15 protein-coding genes are annotated in these 21,149 nt (G+C 49.2%); 4 read left to right on the top strand and 11 right to left on the bottom strand.

Features of this window, described 5'->3' with window-relative positions:
* Positions 1–40 precede the first annotated feature (40 nt).
* From SD53_RS02870 to SD53_RS02840, 7 genes are all read right to left on the bottom strand, one after another.
* On the bottom strand, positions 41–895 hold the full coding sequence (locus SD53_RS02870; protein ID WP_125060816.1) for a transporter substrate-binding domain-containing protein: 855 nt from the start codon (positions 893–895) through the stop codon (positions 41–43).
* 61 nt (positions 896–956) lie between these two features.
* The gene (locus SD53_RS02865; RefSeq protein ID WP_046518718.1) at positions 957–2,219 is read right to left on the bottom strand and encodes a lipopolysaccharide biosynthesis protein; all 1,263 of its coding nucleotides are present in this window, start codon (positions 2,217–2,219) and stop codon (positions 957–959) included.
* Positions 2,206–3,498: an O-antigen ligase family protein gene (locus SD53_RS02860; protein WP_046518717.1), complete on the bottom strand. Its 1,293-nt coding sequence runs from the start codon at positions 3,496–3,498 to the stop codon at positions 2,206–2,208. The genes SD53_RS02865 and SD53_RS02860 overlap by 14 nt, the downstream gene beginning before the upstream one ends.
* The gene (locus tag SD53_RS02855; RefSeq protein ID WP_046518716.1) at positions 3,498–4,205 is read right to left on the bottom strand and encodes a hypothetical protein; all 708 of its coding nucleotides are present in this window, start codon (positions 4,203–4,205) and stop codon (positions 3,498–3,500) included. Before SD53_RS02855 ends, SD53_RS02860 begins: the two co-directional genes overlap by 1 nt.
* Positions 4,202–5,107: a glycosyltransferase gene (locus SD53_RS02850; protein ID WP_206539887.1), complete on the bottom strand. Its 906-nt coding sequence runs from the start codon at positions 5,105–5,107 to the stop codon at positions 4,202–4,204. Before SD53_RS02850 ends, SD53_RS02855 begins: the two co-directional genes overlap by 4 nt.
* Positions 5,108–5,138: 31 nt before the next feature.
* Complete coding sequence (locus tag SD53_RS02845; protein WP_046518715.1) at positions 5,139–5,864, bottom strand: WecB/TagA/CpsF family glycosyltransferase; 726 nt, start codon at positions 5,862–5,864, stop codon at positions 5,139–5,141.
* Positions 5,865–5,891: 27 nt separating this feature from the next.
* A complete protein-coding gene (locus tag SD53_RS02840; RefSeq protein ID WP_206539886.1) occupies positions 5,892–6,938 on the bottom strand; it encodes a glycosyltransferase family 4 protein in 1,047 nt (348 codons plus the stop codon).
* A 305-nt stretch (positions 6,939–7,243) separates the two neighbouring features.
* On the opposite strand from SD53_RS02840, the gene wecA reads away from it, so the two are divergent.
* From wecA to SD53_RS02820, 4 genes are read left to right on the top strand one after another with little or no spacing between them, the layout of a single operon-like run.
* Complete coding sequence (gene wecA / locus SD53_RS02835; RefSeq protein ID WP_046518714.1) at positions 7,244–8,311, top strand: UDP-N-acetylglucosamine--undecaprenyl-phosphate N-acetylglucosaminephosphotransferase; 1,068 nt, start codon at positions 7,244–7,246, stop codon at positions 8,309–8,311.
* Entirely contained in the window at positions 8,304–9,632 is a 1,329-nt protein-coding gene (locus tag SD53_RS02830; protein WP_046518713.1) for a flippase, read from the top strand. The genes wecA and SD53_RS02830 overlap by 8 nt, the downstream gene beginning before the upstream one ends.
* A complete protein-coding gene (locus SD53_RS02825; protein WP_046518712.1) occupies positions 9,629–10,666 on the top strand; it encodes a nitroreductase family protein in 1,038 nt (345 codons plus the stop codon). Before SD53_RS02830 ends, SD53_RS02825 begins: the two co-directional genes overlap by 4 nt.
* The gene (locus tag SD53_RS02820) at positions 10,659–11,837 is read left to right on the top strand and encodes a polysaccharide pyruvyl transferase family protein (RefSeq protein WP_046518711.1); all 1,179 of its coding nucleotides are present in this window, start codon (positions 10,659–10,661) and stop codon (positions 11,835–11,837) included. The genes SD53_RS02825 and SD53_RS02820 overlap by 8 nt, the downstream gene beginning before the upstream one ends.
* Before the next feature lie 262 nt (positions 11,838–12,099).
* Here SD53_RS02820 and SD53_RS02815 read toward each other — a convergent pair whose 3' ends face one another.
* The 4 genes from SD53_RS02815 to recC form a co-directional block, all read right to left on the bottom strand.
* Complete coding sequence (locus tag SD53_RS02815; RefSeq protein WP_046518710.1) at positions 12,100–12,915, bottom strand: undecaprenyl-diphosphate phosphatase; 816 nt, start codon at positions 12,913–12,915, stop codon at positions 12,100–12,102.
* A 197-nt stretch (positions 12,916–13,112) separates the two neighbouring features.
* Positions 13,113–15,014 (bottom strand): exodeoxyribonuclease V subunit alpha, encoded by a 1,902-nt coding sequence (gene recD, locus SD53_RS02810; RefSeq protein WP_046518709.1) that lies wholly within the window; start codon positions 15,012–15,014, stop codon positions 13,113–13,115.
* Positions 15,007–18,699: an exodeoxyribonuclease V subunit beta gene (gene recB / locus SD53_RS02805; protein WP_046518708.1), complete on the bottom strand. Its 3,693-nt coding sequence runs from the start codon at positions 18,697–18,699 to the stop codon at positions 15,007–15,009. The genes recD and recB overlap by 8 nt, the downstream gene beginning before the upstream one ends.
* Positions 18,696–21,149, bottom strand: a 2,454-nt coding sequence (gene recC / locus SD53_RS02800; RefSeq protein ID WP_046518707.1) for an exodeoxyribonuclease V subunit gamma, incomplete at its 5' end; no start/stop codon positions are given. The genes recC and recB, both read right to left, overlap by 4 nt.

The following is a 21,149-nucleotide window of genomic DNA, read 5'->3' as shown; positions in this document are numbered from 1 at the left end:
CAAGCTGGCGAGGAAAGCCGATCCCTAAGCGATCGGCTTTTTATTGCTCAGTCCCGTTCACCACCTGGTGCTGTACTTCGGTGTAAGCCTGCTCTAACTTCAATTTAGTGTTGTCATCCACCCAGCGGAACAATGCAGCTTTATGCTCAGGTTGCTGCCATAACCGCCGCAGAGCCTTGTTGATCTGCTCGACCAGTTGCTGTCCTTGCGGATTTTTACTGCAGGTAATGTAGGACACCACATAAGGCGCAGCATCTGCTATCGCCAGACTTTGGATCTGCTGTTGCGCTGAGTCCTGCCGCAGATAAAAGGCCATACGCTCCGGATATTCCACCACATAATCCACTCGTTTTGATAACAGCAACGAGGCCGCATTCAACTGGCTGGTAAATTCCTGAGGGATAAAATTGTTGGTCCGGGCCGCATCCATGACCGAAGCAGGATAAAAACGATTTGGCTGATAAGCGCCGGTCAGAGTCCGATCCTGCGCCAGTTTTCGCATATCCATACTGCCATTTTTTTGCCAGGCCGGATGCTGTTTTAACTCAGTGCTTTGCCTGAAGTGCACTGCCAGGCCGGGCAACACTGCGACAGCTTTGGAATACCATCGGCTTTTTGCTCTTGTTTCGGTGAACAGCGAACCAAAACTACAAACCCCGGTATTGCGTTGCAAGAAGGCTTGCTCCAGCCTTGGTAAATTCACCACTTTAATCCGGTGAGTCAGATGCGGTAACTGAGCTACCACAAGCTGTTGCAGCAGGTCAAAGGTCCCCTGCTCCTGATGGGGACCGGCAGTAATTTGATGTGGGGGCCAATCCGTTTTTAACCAGGTCACGTCGCTGGCAACACAGTGATGACACAGCAAATACCCCATCAGGATAACGGCTTTATACACAGCGCCCCCTAAAGGCTTTTACATCGGCTTATTCTAACCATAGCATAAGCCTGAGCTGAGTTTAGCTTTGCTTCTGCTGTGCCTGTGATTTTTGCTGCACGATCTGCCACACACAGGCGGCAACCAGCATCGATGTGATCAGCACATTGCCAGTGAGGAATAACCAGGCGGTCAACTGCACCGTTAAATCATAATTAAACCAGCAATAAGCCAACGCAGTTATCGCGACGGCTAAAGTGACGAGCATGGCTTTGTGGTGATTCGCACCTAAAGAGGTTAGCAACACCTCAAAATAAGTTTTCAGTAACGTCAGCCATAAAGTGGCCAGAACCAGATGCAACATCAGTAAATCAGCCGGATCCAAGGCTTCATTAAAGGAAATTTGATACAGCCAATCACCCAAAGGCCACATCAGCAGATAAGGCAGGGATAACAGGGGTAACGTCACCAGGAACACTTTACGGAAAAATTTTAGTTTGTCATTCAGCAGCATCAGCCGGCTTAACCGGCTTAAAAATACCTGTGAAAAAATCACCGGCAATAAAGTGATCGGCATAAATAAAATGAATAGCTTTCTGAACTGGCCAAGAGCCAGCAGTGTGCTGAACAAGGCCAGAAATATAAATGGTATGTTGGTCATAATAATGGCAAAGACGTCATGCAAGGCAAAATGCAATCTGTGTCTAATATCCTGCCAGCCAAGGTAACCGGAAAAGTGACGGACATAATCACCCAGCCCAGCTTTAATCTCAGGCCACAGCACATTCAGCCCCATCAGCACTGGTACCAAACTAGCCACAAGCACAGCCTCCAGCATGGCATCCAGTTGGGTCATCACACCGGCAAAAAGTAAAGCCACCACCACCAGTAAACTTAAAGCACCAACGAATTGGGATTTTACTTCGACAAAAAACTGCTGGCGGCCTTTGAGGTAACAAAATATCGCCTGACTGACTGCCCAGACCAAACCAATCAATAAACTGAGCAAATACAAATAATAAGGTACGGTATCATTGATCCAGTAATCGATGCCGACTACCGCCAGACACAACAATAAAAACACCACAAAACTCAATACCAGGCTATTGAACAACAAACTGATTTGTTGTTGTCTGGCAGAGTGATGGATCAGGTAAAAACTGACGCCAAAAGCTATGGTTGGGAAAAACAGATTCGCCAGCATATAAACATAACTGAAGACACCAAAGTCGCTGGCCAGCAGTTGCCGCGCAACCACCAGATTGAGTAACCAGCGTGAACCAAAATTCAGACCATGCGCCAGACTGTTGTTTAGCAGCTTACGGGCAAAATCACTGCGTAACATCTGAAAGCTCCGTCTCTGTTGGCTTGGCTTGTAACTGGCAATGGATCAACGCCGCCGTATTAATAAAGCCCCAAACCGGCCACAACATGCCGGAGCTAATGACATGACCGGCAATACAGGCGACCAGAAGCAGCAACAGATTCAGCAGTACTAGCGTGGCGGCCAGCTCAGAGTTGTAAAGCCGGCATAAATTTAAATTCTGAGCAATAAAACCGATAAAAACCCAGCTAAAAAACATCACCCCCGCCACACCATAAAACACATATAAATCAAACGGATCCGATTCAGCCCAAAACTTCCACAGATGCTCTGATACACCAATTAAACCTACACCAAACAGACGATGTATATCGCTGTAATAAAAACTGACAACCTGCCAGATTTCGGCTGCGTATTTATCGCGGGAGGATAACAAAACCCCCAATAAACCTTGTTGCTGATAAATATGCTGTAGTTTTTCCGCCAGCCCAAGCTGGCTCAATAACAACGGCGCTTGCCAGATCAGCAAAGCCGCGAAGAGGAGCAACAGTAAGATCGCCAGAGCAAGACGTGTCCAGTTTAAACTGATAAACCAGGGCATCAGTGGAATAAACAGCACCAGGATCAAGGTCCCCAACATGCCGGTTTTAGTCAGCATTAAACTGGCACACCAGACGGAACTAACAGCGACAGCCAGAAAAATTAACTTTTGCTGCTGCCAGTAATACTGCAATAACCAGGCTGACAAAACTAAAAGCACCACGGAGAGCTCGTTGGCCGCATTAAAGAATCCTTTACTGCCTAAATCGACCTGAGTTAAATGGTGCTGAGGTAAGTAAGAGGTATAGCCGTAACCTAAGGCTCCAAGCATAAAATTCACCAACACAATCAGATAGTTCAGCACAAAAACACGGTGCAGGGATTTCAGTGCAAAGTTCTTATCTACGTCAGAGAGACTCAGCAAATAATAAAACGCAATCAAAGGCGAAATCAGCTTCAGGATCAGACCCAGATCATCAGCTAACGAGCCCCCCAACTGCAGCCAGCTAAAAAAAGCGCCAGGCAATAACAGCACAAAAAGCGCTGGAAAGAGTAAAAAGGCTTTACCGGTCCGCAGGCCGAGTGACAGCAGCATTAGCGTCAGCATCAGCACTTTATACAGCGCTGACAAGCCAAAACTGCGGCCAAACTGATTTAACAAAAAACCGTTACAGGCATCGATCAGCAGGTAGCAGCTACATAGCAACAGGATCAGTTTATCCAGCGGCTGAACATGCAAAGCAGAAGCAGATACGCGCATTAAAGACGCCATAACATCAACAGAATAAAAGTACAGCTAAACCCCAACAGCGCACCAAACACAACCATCAACCATAAAGCAGGACGCAGACTTTGTTCCGAGGCTTTAGGGCTTTGCAGTTGTTGCAGTGCAAAAGGTTCAGCCTGCTGGGCATAGGCCAGCTCGAACTGCAGTTGTTGCAGTTGCTGCACCGGAGCGTCGCTGCTGAGTTGCTGCATAGTGTGCAACTGCTGCTGTTTCTGCTGAATAAACTGCTGACGCCAGCGCTGATCCCACTGCTGCAGTAGCAGAGCCAGTTCAGTTTCAGCGCTTTGCGCTGAATTGCTGGTCCATTTCAGAGTGACCAGATTACCCCGCCTTTTGTGCTCTACACTCAATTGCTTTGCATCCGCTGAGCGCTCCACAGCGTGAAACAAAGCCGGATCTTTGAGCAGAACTAAGGCTCTGGACATGTCATCCGCAGAGGCACCACCGACATTGGCAGGGTTTTTATCAGCGGGATCATCACGTCTGGTTAATCTTTCTGTCTGCCAGTCGGTTAAGCTAACCACAGCGACGGCCTGATAACGCTCTGGCGTACTCAACTGAACAGCATACAAAGCCACAGCCCCCAGCATAGTGGTTGTGATTAGCAGCAGCCAAAACCGCTTTAGCAACACAGCGCTCAGACTGACAAAATTAGCGTCGACTAATGGATTCTGACTCATTTTTTCGAAAACAATCCTTTCACACCTTTGCTCAGCAACTGCTGGCGGAACTTAATGGCCCATTGCAGCTTTTGTTTCAGGTAATAGCGGATTTTAGTCGACCATAAACCGTAACGACAGAAAAACAACAAGCGCCCAAAAGAGAGCTGCTGCTGCTCCATCACCAGCCGGTAAAACTGTTGGTTCTGCTTGTTACGCTCATTCATCAGCGGCAGGTGTTTTTCAACAAAATAACTTTGCGCAGCCAGACGTTTAGGTGAAGTGGTAATGCGGCCTAATTCATGCCCGACGTGCACCACATAGGTCGCTTCAGCCAGACGTAAGGCTTTACCATAGGCCGCCACTAAGCGGATCCACATGTCGTAATCCTGAAACGCAGCAAGTTGAATATCAAAACCACCTTGTGCCAGTATACGGCTGCGCTTGACCAACACCTGATTGGATAAACAATGCACATCCAACAGCTCGTTCAACCCCACCACAGCAGCCTCCGGATAGAGCTGTTTACGGATAGTGCCGTAGTCCCAGAAATAGCTGGAACAGACAAAAGCATACTGGTCGTCATAGGCCTGATAGAGTGAACTCAGACGGTTTGGTAAAAACTCGTCGTCATCATCCAGGCCGGTAACAAACTCGCCTTTGGCTTGTGCTATCGCCAGATTGCGCGCGGCACAAGCGCCCTGGCCCCTATCTTGCCGGAACAATCGTACCCGGGGTTCATCGGCATAGACCCGGTTTAGGGTGTCCCAGGTTGCATCGGTGGAGGCATCATCCACCACCAAAAGTTCGAAATGAGGGTAATCCTGCGCCAGCACAGAACGGATGGCACGTTGCACCATATCCACCCGGTTAAAAGTGGGCATATAGACGCTGATCAAAGGTAAGTCGGACTGTTGCTGCACTCTTCTTCTCTCTGTTTTTTATTCGTTTTTATCAGAGCTTATTGGTTAAATATAACCAGGCGTAGGTCAGCAGATTCGTCTGACGACCAAGACGGGATGGCTGTGATAACAATCTGTAAGCCCATTCTAAATGCAATTTACACCACAAGGCCGGAGCCCGTTGCACATGTCCGGTAAACACATCATAAGTACCACCCACGCCCATGTAATAAGCTTCAGGTAACAGCTTCTGGCATTTACCAATAAATAATTCCTGCTTCGGTGAGCCCATGGCTACTGTGACAATACGGGCACCACTGTGAGCAATACGGCTCATGAGCTCGTTTTCATCTTTAAAATAACCGTCCTGGGAGCCAACAATATTGACCCCCATGGCAGTTAGTTTTTCTACGGTTTGCGCCATGACATGTGGTTTGGCCCCTACCAGAAACACCGGAGTTTTGGTGATGGCCGCTTTTGCCATTAAGGCCTGCCATAATTCACAGCCTGGAATACGTTCTACTTTGCGGCCTAATTTACGCCGCATCACTTTGACGACTCCCATGCCATCGGCATAACGAACATCGGCTTGATTCAAAATAGTCATCAATTCCGGATTTTTACTGGCAGCAATCACCTTCTCCGGATTCATCGCTATCGCAGAACCAGAAAACACCGTACCGTCATCCTGTATGACATAATTGACCAGCTCGGCCATATTGCTAAACGCCATGACCCCAATGCCACCTACCTGTACCACTTCAGGTTGTATCGCCATCTTTGATTTTACCTTTTTCTATCGTCGTTACTCAGGTGCTAACGCCTGATACAAGCTGTGTATTTTTGCTGCCACATCATCCACCAGACAATGCTTTGCATACTGGCGGCCCTGCTGCTGCAATGCGGTGTAGTCTGAGTCTGACAAACTTAATAGCTGCTGAATTTTTTGCAGTAACTGTTGCAGTAAAACAGCCTCGTCAGCTTGCTCCAGTACCCAGAATGAATCGGCTCCCAACTGCTCTGCCGAGCCATCGGTTAAGGTGGCTATCACAGGGGTATAACAGGCCATCGCTTCGGTCATCACCAAACCAAAAGATTCATTCCGCGACAGATTTAAAAAACACTTACTGCGCTGATAAAACGCCTTTAACTGTTCTGCTCCCTGCCCCTGTTGCAGCCGTAAATTTGGATAGTCAGACCTTAACTGTTCAAACTGCGTCAGATAAGGCCCGGTGCCTATTACACAGATTGTTTTATCTTTTAGTTGCGGCAACAGTGCAATTAATCTGTCCATGCCTTTGTTTTTGTCCAATGCCCCGACATACAGCAGGTCTATGTCTTTTTCTGCCCGGCTCAATTGCGTTGTCTGTGCATAAACCTGTGCTATGCCAGCGGACAACACCACGGCTTTGGGTGCTGAGGTATAGGCCTTAGTGCGGAGTTTTTCACTGGTGAAGATCCATTGGTCCACCGCGCCACAACACCAGCGATACAAGGCACCAAAAGGCTGGTAGTGGTAAATATCACTGCCGTGACAAGTGACTACAATTTTAACCGAAGGTTTACGCAGGTATTTATACACCAGCGCCAGCCAAATGGTTGGATAAAAAAAGTGTACATGAATCACATCCACAGTTTTAAAACTCAGAACATGACACCAGAAAAATTGCAAAAACAACACAGGGTATTTCAGCAGGCGGTTGAACAGACTGTCGTTATGCCAGCGCATATAAAAATAAGACAAAGCCTGATGTTTTTTCAGCGCCAGCATCTGATTTTTGACAAACTGCCCCTGAAAAGGCGCAGAGGGCTTAGGCCCCATATTGGTGATAATCAATACGGCTTTAGTCACAACGAATATCCTGCATCAACAGCCGGTCTGAGGCTTAATAAAAAACCAAAAACAACAGCGGATCTTAACTAATAGGGTATGCCAACGTCTTGATTCACAGCACAAAAATCAATCAAAACCAGAATCTCTGACAGCAAGTGTGGCATAAATATCAATTAGAGCATTATTTTCAAACAAAGTCGTTATTCCTTTCAATTTTATCTCCTGCACGCCGTAGTCAGCCCTGATTTCTTCACCTATAATCAGGCCAATTTCGTTTGTGCCTCTTTGTCTTAGGTCAGGCTCAAAAAACTGATGGAAATCACATGACAGAACATCTGCAGCTGTTTATCACCACCTTTGTTCTCACCCTAACTGCTATTTTTATATTAATCCCTTTATCGGTCAAAGTAGGGCTGGTGGATAAACCTGCGGGCCGTAAACAACACACCGGCTCAGTGCCATTGATAGGCGGTATCTCGATATTCACCGGCGTAGGCCTGACCCTGGCCTGGTTTGGCTTGCCGGATAACGTGCACTATTACTATCTGCTCTGCGGTGGCACTATTGTGATTTTAGGTGTGTTTGATGACTTTATGGATTTAAGCGTCAAACTGCGGCTTTGTGTGCAGGTATTGATAGGCTCAGCCATGGTGTACGGCCTGCAATTGCATGTGGGCAATTTGGGCAATTTGTTTGCGCTTGGCGATGTCACTTTGGGTTACCTCGGCATCCCCATCACCCTGATTGCCGTGATTGCCGCTATTAACGCCTTTAATATGATTGACGGCATAGACGGTCTGGCCGGTATGCTCAGTGGGGTGACCTTTGTTTCCGTCACCTTGATGATGGGGATGGGCGGCCAGTTGGAGCATGCGGTTTTGCCTATGGTGCTGGTGTTTGCTCTTATTCCTTATTTGCTATTTAACCTGGACGTGGTTGGCAAAGGTAAAGGCAAAATTTTTATGGGTGATGCCGGCAGTATGCTGATTGGTTTAACTGTGATTTGGTTACTGATCATTGGCACTCAAAGCGATACCGCCAGTTTTCGCCCTGTCACTGCACTGTGGATCATCGCTGTGCCGTTGATGGATATGGTAGCTATTATGCTGCGCCGCATTCGTAAAGGTCAGTCGCCCTTTTTAGCCGACCGTGAACATTTACACCATATCTTCCTGCGCCTTGGTCTGAACTCGCGTCAGGCTTTGGTCGTCATCACCAGCTTTTCCTGCATGCTGGCTACTTTGGGTGTTCTGGGTGAATACCTGATGGTGCCCGACTTAATTATGTTAATTTTGTTCCTGATAATATTCAGTGTTTATTCATACACTTTGCAGCATATTTGGCGTATTACCCGTGCTATAAAACGTTACAAAGCGAAACGACGTGGTTAAGTTCTTAGTCAAAGTCGCCAAAGCCAAAGCCGTTGCTTTATTGGGTGAGCGTCTGGTCAAACTGGCGGCCGGTGCATTAATTACCATCATAGTGGCACGGATGCTGGGGCCTGAAGCCACAGGCTATTACTCTATTGTCATGACCTGGAGTGCGTTTCTGGCGCCGCTGGCCAATTTAGGTTTGAATAATCTGGTGCAAAAATCGGTGCAATCTGCACCTGACCTGCGTACAGGCCAGCAAATCTTGTATACAGCCACCTGGCTTCGACTGATCGCAGGCTTTGTGTTTGCCGCACTGATGTTTATTGGCTTTAGCTGGTATTTGCCCGCTGAGTTTGAACCTTATCAGACCGGGGCAGCGATCCTTTTCATCGGTCAGCTATTTAATGCGTTTATTTTATTTGAATACCACCAGAACTATTTAGGCCATTTCCGCACCCTCGCCTACAGCAAATTGGGCTTGGGTCTGTTAGGTCTTGTCGCCAAACTGGCCGTACTTTGGTATGGCATGGGGATTGGCGCTTTGTTTTGGATTGTCGGTCTGGAATTTGCGGCCGTCGGTCTGTTGCAGTATCAAATTTATAAGGGCCACAGCAGACGCATTAAGGCGCTGTCTGGTCGCCTGACGCCAGCCTGGTTTAACTGGCAGCAAGGTAAAGAGTTGCTGCGTCGCTCTAGCTGGCTCTGGGTTTCAGGCATTTTATCTGTGGTCTATCTGCGTATTGATCTGATCATGATAGAACGGCTGATTGATATTGAAGCTGCGGGTGTGTATGCCGCTGTTAGCCGTATTTCCGAACTTTGGTATGTGATCCCAGCGACGTTAGCCGTGCGGTATTATCCGGAGCTACTGAAAAGCCATCAGAGCAGTTGGTCAGGTTATCTGTTATTGCTGCGAAAATATTGTGGTTATTTTTTTGCGATGGCTTTGGTCATTGCCGTGGTGATATTCATCGTAGCGCCACCTCTGGTACCACTGATTTTTGGCGATAAATTTCAGGCGGGTATTGCAGTACTGCAAATCCATATCTGGGCTGGCGTGTTTATCTTTATCCGGTATTTAATAGGTCAGCATTTAATTATTACCGGTCAGGAGCCACTCTCGTTGGCCAGTCATGGTATAGGTGCAGTATTGAATGTGCTGCTGAATTGGTGGCTTATCCCGGTGATGGGCATTGATGGCGCAGCCTGGGCAACGCTGATTTCATATGCCTATGCGTCATTTTTCTTTTTATTTTTTTCCGGCAGGACCCGTCGTCAATTATGGCAACTGATGACAGTCAAAGCCTCTGGTGTGGTGGTAGAGAAAGAGACGGTATGAAAAAACAACTGCAACAAATCAGACAAAAGCTCGATAAGGTTTTATTACCTTATGCAGCCAAAAGCCGTCTGGCGGCGACACTGTATTACGCCTTTTTTAATCCGCATTTTCGCCGTGAGCAACATGCCACAGCCGCAGGCCGGCATCATTATCACCTGCACGAAGAAAGCAGCACTATTGCCACAGTGATTTTACGCCGCAACATTCACCGCTTGGAAAAAGGTCTGAGCATGGTGCCACGTAAAGCGTTGTTTGCACTGGACTATATCGACGAAACCTTAACTGCATTACAGAATTTACTGGCCGATCATCAGGCACTTGATTTGGTGTTGTTGAAATATTGCCACGATGTACTGGACAGCTATTTCTCTGTCACCCAATGGCCAGAGACTGCGTCTCAGCCCGCGACTTTTGCCGCCTTAAAAGCTCAGATAGCGCCACGTTTGGCACAAAGCCGCCCTTCAGCACCTGCTCCATACGCTGAAAGACCCCGTGCTGACATCAGTTACCAGCAGTTTTTAATCTTGTGTCAGCAGCGCTGCTCTGTCCGTACCTTTTTACCGCAAGCTGTGCCAAAAACTGTGCTAGAACAAGCCGTTGCTGCTGCGGCTCAGGCACCCAGTGCCTGTAACCGTCAGCCGTTTCGTTATATAGCGGCCACTGAAGGTGAGATGCTGACCAAACTGGCGAATTTGCCGATGGGTACAGTAGGTTATGCCAACGGTATTCCTGCCCTGCTGGCTGTGGTCGGTGATTTAAGCGCTTATCCGTTTGAGCGCGATCGCCATGTGATTTATATCGACGCCAGCCTCGCCAATATGCAACTGATGCTGGCGCTGGAAACCATGGGCCTGGCCTCTTGTTCTATCAACTGGCCTGATATCGAAAACTACGAAGCCAAAATTGGCCGTTTACTAAAATTACAACCTTTCGAACGAGTCGTGATGCTGATTGCTGTGGGTTATCCTGATCCGCAGGCCTTGATCCCTCACTCCGAGAAGAAAACCGCTACGGAGTTATTAACTTATGTCTGAATCCAAAGCCTTATTAGTTGAAATCAAAGGGGTGCAGTTCCGCAATAAAGGCGCCTACCTGATGTTGCTGGCCTGCTTACAGGGTTTAAAAACCTTAAACAACACCGAGTTGGTGTTATCGCCAGGCCCCAACCTGCCCTATCGTGAACGGGCTTTATTAGGCGCCTGGCAAAAAGTGTCATTGCGCCGTAAAGCGCTGGATTTAACGCCATGGTTTGGCAAATTGCCTGGTTCACTACGCAAGCTGATGAAGCGCTATGGCATGGTAACAGAACGAGATGTCGATGTAATTTTAGAAGCCAGTGGTTTTGCTTATGGCGACCAGTGGCCCTTGAGATTTTTGCAAAATACCGCCCGTGAAGTAAAACGTTTTAAACAAGCAGGTAAGCCTTTTATCTTTATGCCGCAGGCCTTTGGACCTTTTAGCAGCGCAGAAAGCAAAGCGGCGATGCGCGATATTATTCACAGCGCAGCGCTGATTTATGTGCGCGATCCGGTGTCCTACAGTCATTTACAAAGCTGTGAAGCCAACCTGCCGGATACCGTCAAATTAACACCTGATTTTACCGTCGGTTTAAAAGGCCACAGCAGCACAGCTTTGCCTGAGATCGAAGGCAAATTTGCAGCGCTGATCCCAAATAGCAAAGTGGTGTCCAAGTTTAACCACGCCAATGCCGAAGCGGAACGCACTAACTATGTTGAAGCTTTTGCGGCTGCGGCCAACCAATTGGTGGAGCTAGGTTACGCTGTGGTTCTGGTCAATCACGAAGGCAAAGACGATCAACTGCTCTGTCAGGAAATAGCCCGCCTGGCGCCTTGTGAAATCATTCAGATTGAAGACCCGCTAGCCGTCAAAGCTTTTATTGGTCAAAGCGCTGTTGCTATCAGCTCACGTTTCCATGGCGCTATTAATGCGCTGAGTCAGGGCGTGCCTTGTATCGCCACCAGTTGGAGCCACAAATACCACGCCATGATGTCAGATTTTGGTATGGCGGATTATTGTCTGGAAAAACTCTCAGCAGTCAGCCTGACGCAAAAAGTAAGTCAGTTGTTGGCAGAACAGGAAGAAATCACGCCTCGTCTGGCCGAAAATGCCGCCAAACTGAAGCAAAAAAACCAGACCATGTGGCAGGGTTTATATAAGACTTTAGATAAGTACTTAGGCCGCTAAACGGCTTGGTTTTATACCCAAAGTAATTGGAGTTGCAGCGCGGCGACAAGCGAACGAGACCCCAGGAGCATAGTTGTCTATGTGACTGGGGCGAGAGAACGCCGTCAACAAAGCTGCGGCTTCAAGTACGAAGAGTAGATACCCAAAGTAATTGGAGTTGCAGCGCGGCGACAAGCGAACCAGACCCCAGGAGCATAGTTGTCTATGTGACTGGGGCGAGAGAACGCCGTCAACAAAGCTGCAGCTTCAAGTACGAAGGGGATCAGGACCAGCTCACCCAACCAAAATACCATGTGGCCAGGATCACCAAACCAAAGGCAATACGGTACCAGGCGAAAATCTCGTAGCTGTGGTTCGAGACAAAACGGACAAAGGTACGTACCGCCAATAAGGCACTGAAGAAGGCAGTAACAAAACCTACGATAAACATCGGAGCCTGATCAAAGGCCAGCACATCGCGGTGTTTAAATAAGTCGTAAAAGGTTGCAGCAAACATGGTCGGCACCGCTAAAAAGAAGGAAAACTCGGCCGCCACTTTACGATCAAAACCAAAAAACAAACCGCCAATAATAGTTGCACCTGAGCGTGAAGTGCCTGGGATCATAGAGACTATTTGTGCACAACCTACTTTTAGTGCATCTTTCCAGGTGATGTCGTCGACGTCATGAATTTTCACCTGATGAACACGGCGCTCGGCGTATAAAATCACCAAACCACCCAGCACCAGCATGGTTGCTACGGTAATAGGGTTAAACAGATACAACTTAATGTATTTGATAAACAACAAGCCGATGATGGCAGCAGGCAGGAAAGCAACGAACAAATTCAGTACAAAGTTCTGCGCTTTTTTATCATGAGTGACCCCAGTGACCACATGGATAAAGCGCTGGCGGTATTCAAAGACCACGGCCAGAATGGCCCCTAACTGAATGGCAATTTCAAACACTTTGCCTTCATTATAAAACCCAATCAAATCCCCGACGACAATCAAATGGCCTGTGCTGGATACGGGCAAAAACTCAGTCAACCCCTCAACAATACCCAGAACAAAAGCTTTTACTAACAACCAAAAATCCATGACAACTCCCTTAGTGTGTTCCAGGCAAGCCAGGCCCTGCCGGAGCGCGTTATTATCAACGTCCGGGCTAAAGATGCAACCTTTAATACCTCTCGCCTCTGAAGCTATAGCTTGGTTAACAGCGAACTCTGCCCCGATTCAGACAAACAACCAGGCTATCGGGAGCTCACGCGCTTGTCGCCCCCTGGCAACACCAATTACGTTGGCTCTGCATCAACCAGCCTTACAGCGCCCTGACGTTGCACCTTTTGCTCAATGGCCGAGGCTAACAAGTCCGGTTTGGCAGTCACCAGACTAAAAAGTTTCGCCGCCCGGGTAATTCCAGTGTAAATCAGCTCGCGGGTCAACACTGGACTAAAGCGGTCCGGGAGCACCAGCACCGCATGACGGAATTCTGAGCCCTGAGATTTATGCACAGTGATAGCGTAGGCGGTTTCAACCTGCTGTAACCGGCCAGGTAATACCCAACGCACCGCTTTATTGCTGTCTTCGCTGGCAAAAGCGACAGCCAGCATCCATTTACCCTGATAGGGCCGCAATAAACAGATACCGACATCACCGTTCATTAAGCCCAGCGCATAATCATTTTGCGTGACCATCACGGGTCTTCCGGCATACCAATGGCTGCTGTGCTGGATCAGTCCTTTGTGATGCAAAACTTTTTCCACCAACAGATTCACCTGCTCCACGCCCAGCGGGCCCTGACGCACAGCACATAATAACTGAAAGGCGGAAAAATCTGCCAACACTTGCTGCGCCCAGCGATCGATCTGCTGCTCCGTCGCGTCCAGCGCCGGACTTTGGGCAACAGTCGTTAAATAAAAACGAAAACCTGCTGCATCTGCTTGTTGTGTTTTGCTTTGGCCTGATAAGAAAAATTCTTTGAGTTGGCCGGGCTCTGCAACCTCCAGATACTGCAGATCAGCATAGGCAGCCCGACAAATAGCAATAGCTTCGGCACTTTGACCATGATTCACTGCGATCGCCAGCTTGGCGATACCACTGTCTGGGGCGAAACGATGGCTGACTCTGAGCATACCGATTTGTTGCTCCAGCGCTTTACCTTGCTGACTGATTAAATGCTCAGGGATAGCGGCCGGGGATAACTGATTCAGCCAGGCTGCGCTCTGAGGCCAATAGTGGCCTTGTTCAGCCCATTGGCAAAGCTGTGCCATTAAAGCCCCCGCCTCCACCGAAGCCAGTTGGTCCTTATCTCCTAATAAAATCAACCGGGCATGCTCAGGTAAAGCGGACAATAAAACGGCCATCAGTTCGACATCCAGCATGGAAGCTTCATCCACCACCAGTAGATCCAAAGCCAGGGGCTCAAACACATTTTGCTTAAACTGCCGGCTTTGCGCTCTTGCCCCCAACAATCGATGTAAAGTCGAGACCTCGGTTGGGACCTGCGCTTTAATCTCTGCCGATACCGGTAGTTTATCCAGGGCGCTGCGGATAGAACTTCGAAGCCGGACCGCCGCTTTTCCTGTAGGAGCCGCCAGTTGAATGCTCAAAGGAGCAGCGCCCCGTTGCTGTTGCAATTGCTGCAGTACCGCTAAGAGTTTGACCACTGTGGTGGTTTTGCCCGTACCTGGCCCACCGGTGATCACGCTAAAACTGCTGCTGGCGGCTATGGCGCAGGATAAACGTTGCCAGTCAGGTTCAGTGGCTGTGGCTGGAAACAACGGCTCCAATAGCTGATCCAGCAGCGCTGGCTGGATGGTTTGACGCAGCAACTGACTGCGCTCACTGCTTTGTTGTAAATAGCAGGCTATTTGCTGCTGATAACTAAAATACCGCCGCATATACAAGGCATGATTGGCATAAACAAAAGGCTGGTTCCTGTCTTCATTCAGCCGGATCAGTTCGGGATAAAGTGCCATCAATGCCAGCCATTCGGCTTCTGAGTGCTGCGGCATCTGCTCTAGTGGCAGACATAAATGGCCCTGCGACAGCGCAAAACTGCACTGACCAATCAACAATGCCAGAGCAGGAGGTAGCTGTTGCTGTTCACGGAAAAACGTCACCAGCGCTTTATCCAATGCCCGCCAGTCTTTGCCCTGCATGTGTAATTCAAGTTGCAGTGTTAAATCAGACATCAGTCCGCTCCTTCGCCAGCCACTGTCCTTGCAACAAGGCATCCAGCGCCATCACCAGCTCCAGCGGAATATCCAGGCTAAGCACCCCTTTTGTTGGAGCATCCCACCCTCGCAGAAACCAATACAAAGCACCGCCTATATGGTGTTGTGGCTGATAATCCGCCAGACGGCTTTGCAATAAGCGATGGATAGCCACCGCATACAAGGCAGCCTGCACATCGTAGCGGTGCACCAGCATTTGCTGTATCAAAGCATCCTTGTGGTACAGCCCGTCTGCGCTGTAGTTCGATTTATAATCCAACACCCAATAACGACCATCCTGCTCTAAGGTTAAGTCAATAAAACCTTTTAGCATGCCTTGTAGCTGAGTGCTGCGCAGCGCTGGCCGCGCTAATTCGGGCCACAGATACTGCTGTACCAAATCATCAAGCTGTTTGCTGCTGCAGTGCTGAACGGCTAACCAAAACTCCAGTTCTGCACGGTAGCTGCCCTGCGGCAGACTGGATAAACTGCTGTGTTGCCCCTGCCATAATGGGGTTTGGAGCAGCGCTGTCAGCCATTGCTGCAACGGCTCTGTCGCTGCGTTTAGGTGGTCGGTTTCAGGATAAGGTGCTTGTTGCTCCGCCCAGTAGCGGATTTGCCATCTGCCATCTGACAGTGGCTGCACTAAGCCGTATTTTTGCAATAAAGTCTCAAGAGCGGTTTGCCATAAGTCCGGCTGGTGCGCCAGGCGATCAAAGCCCTGATCTGCGCCCCACTCCAACACATCATGCAAAAAAGTACCGGCCTGACTGCCACGGACAAAGCCTTGAGCAAAGGTCAGAGTTTTTGCTTCGCTGGGTTCAACCTCAGCCTGCAGTTGCTCAGCGGCTAATTCTTGTTGTAATTCCTGAAAAAGCTCTGCGGCTTTACTGTCCTGCTGATGCTGCTCCAGTAACGCACTGTAACTGGCTATCCACCACAGCTCTCTCACTGAACGAGTCATTTGGGCATAAGGCAATAGCTCACCGGACTGATCCTGGACTGAAACCAGAGTGCGCTGTTCTGATAAGTTGTCGGCCAGACGGATCTCTGGCTGTGAAAGCAAAGGCTGTAGCTGCTCCAACAAAGCTACAGGCGATACCAAAGCATCGTCAGATAACAGATAGCCTATCGCGCTTTGCTCTTTGACCGGCATTAACCCCACCCAGCAATAATGCCGGGCCCGGGTTAAGGCCACATACAACTTACGCATATCTTCGGCCAAACGTTCCCGCTCAGCCTGTTGGGCCTGCTGCTCACTGGCTTGCAGCACCACGGTCAGCTCCCCATCCTGATGGTAAGTCAGCGGGCCTTTGCTGACATCGACAGGCCGGGCTAACGCAATAAAAGGTAAAAATACCAGCGGGTATTCCAGGCCTTTGGATTTATGAATAGTGACAATTTTAATCAGGGCTTCATCGCTTTCTAAGCGCAGTTTTTGCTGCTCAGCCGCTAAATCACCTTGCCCTGCCAGATGCTCAGCCAGATAACGAATCAGCGCAGCCGGGCCTTCCAGCTCCATAGAGCGTTGCTGCAACAGCTCGGCCAGATGCAAAATATCGGTCAGCAGCCGCTCGCCTGATGCTTGCTGCTGCAGAAACTCCGCCACCTTAAAGTCACGCATCAGTTGCCATAACATCACCAGCACGCCTTGCTGTTGCCAGAGTTGCTGATAGCTGGCAAAACGTGCCAGTTGCTGCTCCCATAACAGCTCATCCTGCAGCAGTTGCTCAAGCTCGGTATAACTTAACGCCAAACTCCAGCTCGACAGCGCCGAGCGTACCAAAGCTTCGCGCTGTGGCTCAGCACAAGCTCTGAGCCAGAGTAATAAATCCAGCGCCACCGGGCTTTCAAATACAGCGCCTTTGTCGGATAAGTACACAGCAGCTAAATTTCGTTCAGCCAGGGCTTTTTTAATGGCATTGGCTTCCTGCTGGTTATTGACCAACACCGCTATATCGCTGGTATTAAGGGCGCTTAACTGGTTGTCCTGCATAAAACCGGCCTGGCTTGTTAAAAACAGCGCAATTTGCTCAGCACAAGCCTGTGCCATTTCTGCCAATACGGCGCCTTTACTAAAAGGTTTGCCATCCGGGGAGGCTTTGATACAAAACTCCAGCGCTGTGGCAGCTTGTTGTCCCACGACAAAGGTTTCTTTGCGCCCCTGCGCTTTTACCGGGTAAAAACTTAATAAATCCGGCCTGCCTAATACAAAAGCGCCCAAAGCACGCTTTTCGGCATAACTAAATAAGTGATTGACCGCGCTGACCAGGGCATGAGTGGAACGGTAGTTTTTTGGTAACTGAAAATGCCTGCCTGCTGTGGCTTGTTTGGCAGCTAAATAACTATAAATGTCCGCACCACGAAAGGCATAAATAGCTTGTTTTGGGTCGCCTATTAACAAAATGCCGCAGTCGGTTCTGTTTTCACTGAGCTGATACACCGCATCAAATAACTGATACTGCACCGGATCGGTGTCCTGAAACTCATCAATCAGCGCGAGCGGGAATTTGCGCCGTAGTCGTTCGGCCAATACCCCGCCCTGATCTTTTGTCAGTGCTTGTTGCAAACGGCTTAACAGCTCATCAAAACCCAGTTCAGAGCGTTCTAATTGCAGTTGTTGGAAACGCCGGGCAAACCAAAAAGCAGCATGCAGCACTAAATCCTGCTCTGGATCCGGCAAAGCCGCCAATGCATCGGCCAGTTTTGCCATCGCCTCAAACGCCGGATGATATGGCACCGGGCCTTTAAAGGCTTCAGCCAAACCCTCTGGCGTTAGGCGGCTTTGCCCTGTGTGTAAATCCGGGTCGACCATGTCCGGGTCGCTGCTCCAGGCCACTAGTTTAGCTAACCAGCTATCGAGATAACGTGCCTGTAATTTACGGCCGTCGACCTCTTTGCGCTCAATAGCGCCATGCAGCAAGCTACGGATTTCGCTCACCCAGTTAGTCCAGGGCGCTTTAAGTTCAGCGAGCTTTTGCTGACGCTGTGCTTTGACTTCAGGCAATACCACCGCAGGTGCGGCAGGTTCGGTAAATAATGACAGATGGCTGATGAGCGGCAGAATCTTTTTGCGCAAAGTTTCAGGGTTTTGCAGTAATTGCCAGACGGTGGCTATATGTTCTTGCGGCAAAGGGTAATAAAAATTACGCCAGTAATCGCGCATCACATCCAGTTGCAACTGCTCCACATCTGTCACCAGATTTTGTTCAAACAAATAACCGCTGGACAGCGCAAATTCAGCCAGCACTTTGTTACACCAGCCATGAATGGTCGAAATGGCTGCTTCATCCAGATACTGAACCGCCAGCTCTAACTGATAGGCACAATGCGGCCACTGCTCTGGGGTAAACTCATTGCGCAAGCTTTGTAAAAACGGATCCGCCTGCTCTGTTTGCTCCCTGAAATAACGGGCCGCATCAGCCAACCGCTGGCCTATACGTTCGGTTAATTCCTGAGTGGCAGCTTCGGTAAAAGTCACCACCAGAATATCGGGTGGCAATAAGGCTTTAGTGCAGCCATGACCTAACACTAAACGTAAATACAACGCCGCTATGGTATAGGTTTTACCCGTACCAGCGCTGGCTTCAATCAACTGACTGCCGGATAACGGGAAAGACAATAAATCCAGATTAGCTATGACTGGTGTTATAGCGGTACTCATGCCGACACCTCGCTGTAGTTAACGGCGAGCAATGGTCCATATAAAGCACTGGCGTTTTCTGCGAATTGGCCTTCTTGCCAAAGCGCATCAAACCGGGCAAATGCTCGTTGTAGATAAGGGCTACGTTGTACCGAACCCGCGTTGAAGTCATCGCCCTCATATAAACGCTCCAGCTTCGCCAACAGCTTGTCGTCATGCAAAGCTGCACCTTTTTCCAACTGTTTGACCAGTTCCACGCCCACATTAAATTCCAGCGCCAAAGGTTCGGATAAGCCTTGTTGCATCAGTTGCAGGATCTGAGAAAGCTGCTGTTCTGCCTGTGGTTTTTCAATGGGGTGCAGCACGAGCTGTCCAACGCGAGACAGCAGATAAAGCGTTAGTGGCATCCCATTGGCACAGCACAGCAGCAACTTCAGATAAGGCGCTATGACATGCCGCCAGTTGATGCTACGGTCTTTAATTAATGCAACAGGTAATAACTCGGCACAAGCCAGAGCCTGATGGTCACTGCTGCGTCTGAAGCCGGTTAAATGTTCGGCCAGCTCGCCGTGCTGACTGACAAAACGCAGCGGATAAAAGCCTGTGTCCACTGTTGGAAAAGCGCTTAAAAACTGCTGATAGCCAATGGCCAGCTCTTCAAGCCCTGCCATTAAATCCTGCTGCATTAACACAGCACCAGAGCCTACAGCCAAACGGCCTTGCAGCCGGAATAATTCTAGCTGTTGCTCTGTCTGTTGTTGCCAGTTTTGGCCTTGTTCAATATTAGGTTTTAACTGTGCCACTAACTGCTGCTGCATTTGCCAGCGCTCCAGCGGATCAAGCGCAAACACTTCATCGTTAATACTGGCCAGCTCAGGCAACTCCAGCCGTACTTTTAAACGTTCATGGAAAAAGAACCGCACCGGCTCACGGATAAAATCGGCGGCTTGTTTTAAGTTCCAGTGCAAATCGCTAAGGCTGGGTAAAGACTCATTTTTTGGTGCAGCAACGACTTTTTGATGCAAACTGGCCCACTCCTGCTGATAGCTGACAAGGCCAGAGCCTGCTTCACGGTAACGCCTGCTAAAAGGCTGTAACGGATGCTCAACTGTGATTTGCTTTAAAAGATCAGAGCCATCCTGCATAACCCAGCCCGCCGATAAATGATCCCTAAGCTGACTGACCAACACCGAAGGCGCACGCGCGCTGTTATCAAACACACTAAAGCCCACCCAACTGATATACAACTGCTGGCGGGCCGACAATACAGCTTCGAGCAATAAATAACGGTCATCATCACGGCGCGAGCGGTCGCCACTGCGATAGTCCGACGCCATCAAATCAAAATCCTGCCGCTGCTGGGCCCGCGGATAAGCGCCATCGTTCATACCAAGCAAACAAATTACTGCAAAAGGAATAGAACGCATCGGCAGCAAGGTGGCAAAGTTTACCCGGCCACTGAAAAAGCGTTGTTGTAAACCACCGGCCTGCACTGGTTCTAACAAGGCCTGGCGGGCAATCTGTACACTCAATTCTTCGTGAAGGTCAGCGCCTGTGGTGTTGTCAAGCCAGCTTTGCAGTTGCTGCTGTAATTGCTGCACCAGTTGCTGGCTTTCCAGCTCATCCGGCGCAAAAAAGTCCTGCAGCAACTGAGTAAAAAGCTGATACCAGGCGGTTGGACTGCGTTTTACTGGCAATTGCTGCCACAGCTCGTCGATTTTTTGCAGCAGTACCAGCACAGGACCAAGTTCGGCCGCCTCTAAACCAGCTACATCGGCATAAGGCGCTATACCTTGCCACGGCGCTGTATCCCCTGCCACATACCCCAGTAGCATACGGCGGATACCAAAAAGCCAACTGTTTTGCTCAAAACTATGCCGCAACCCCAACTGCTGACGATGCTGCTGATCCAGCCCCCAGCGAATACCAGCCCCCTCAATCCACTGCTTAATTTTGGGTAAGGCCGCGGCTTTTAAGCCAAAACGCTGCTGTAAGGCACTGATATCCAGCATATCGAACACAGTACTGGCGTTTAAACGTTGTTGCTCCGGACTCAACAACACCTCCAGCGCCTGCAACAAAGGCTGCTGTTTTTTGCTGTGTTGATCGGAAATACTGTAAGGGATAGAGCGCAAATCACCCGGTGCTACTTTGCCAAACACAGCTTCAATTAAAGGCGCATAGCTGTTGATGTCCGGCACCATCACCATCACATCTTTGGCGCCCAGCTCTGGGTTCTCTGCAAAAAGCTGAAGCAGGTGATCATGCAGAATTTCCACTTCGCGAAGTGGGCTATGGGCTTTTTGAAAGCTAATACTGCGCGCCGCTTCAGGGGTTAAAGCCGGCCACTGGCTTTGGGTTTCGCTGATGGAGCGTAGCTGCAAAATATCGTCCTGCAACTGACCTAATAAATGGCTGGTGTCAGGCGATTGAAATAAATCAACTTTTTGATGGGCAAACAGCTCTTTATG

The organism is Rheinheimera mesophila, assembly GCF_000986865.1.
Lineage (GTDB): Bacteria > Pseudomonadota > Gammaproteobacteria > Enterobacterales > Alteromonadaceae > Pararheinheimera > Pararheinheimera mesophila.
This window is presented reverse-complemented; position numbering and strand designations above follow the sequence as displayed.

Bases quoted from the DNA above. Each gene is read 5' to 3' on its own strand.
- SD53_RS02820 (WP_046518711.1), top strand. From the start codon at position 10,659: ATGTCTGAATCCAAAGCCTTATTAGTTGAAATCAAAGGGGTGCAGTTC.
- recB (WP_046518708.1), bottom strand. From the start codon at position 18,699: ATGAGTACCGCTATAACACCAGTCATAGCTAATCTGGATTTATTGTCT.
- wecA (WP_046518714.1), top strand. From the start codon at position 7,244: ATGACAGAACATCTGCAGCTGTTTATCACCACCTTTGTTCTCACCCTA.
- SD53_RS02860 (WP_046518717.1), bottom strand. From the start codon at position 3,498: ATGCGCGTATCTGCTTCTGCTTTGCATGTTCAGCCGCTGGATAAACTG.
- SD53_RS02825 (WP_046518712.1), top strand. From the start codon at position 9,629: ATGAAAAAACAACTGCAACAAATCAGACAAAAGCTCGATAAGGTTTTA.
- SD53_RS02865 (WP_046518718.1), bottom strand. From the start codon at position 2,219: ATGTTACGCAGTGATTTTGCCCGTAAGCTGCTAAACAACAGTCTGGCG.
- recD (WP_046518709.1), bottom strand. From the start codon at position 15,014: ATGTCTGATTTAACACTGCAACTTGAATTACACATGCAGGGCAAAGAC.
- SD53_RS02855 (WP_046518716.1), bottom strand. From the start codon at position 4,205: ATGAGTCAGAATCCATTAGTCGACGCTAATTTTGTCAGTCTGAGCGCT.
- SD53_RS02845 (WP_046518715.1), bottom strand. From the start codon at position 5,864: ATGGCGATACAACCTGAAGTGGTACAGGTAGGTGGCATTGGGGTCATG.
- SD53_RS02815 (WP_046518710.1), bottom strand. From the start codon at position 12,915: ATGGATTTTTGGTTGTTAGTAAAAGCTTTTGTTCTGGGTATTGTTGAG.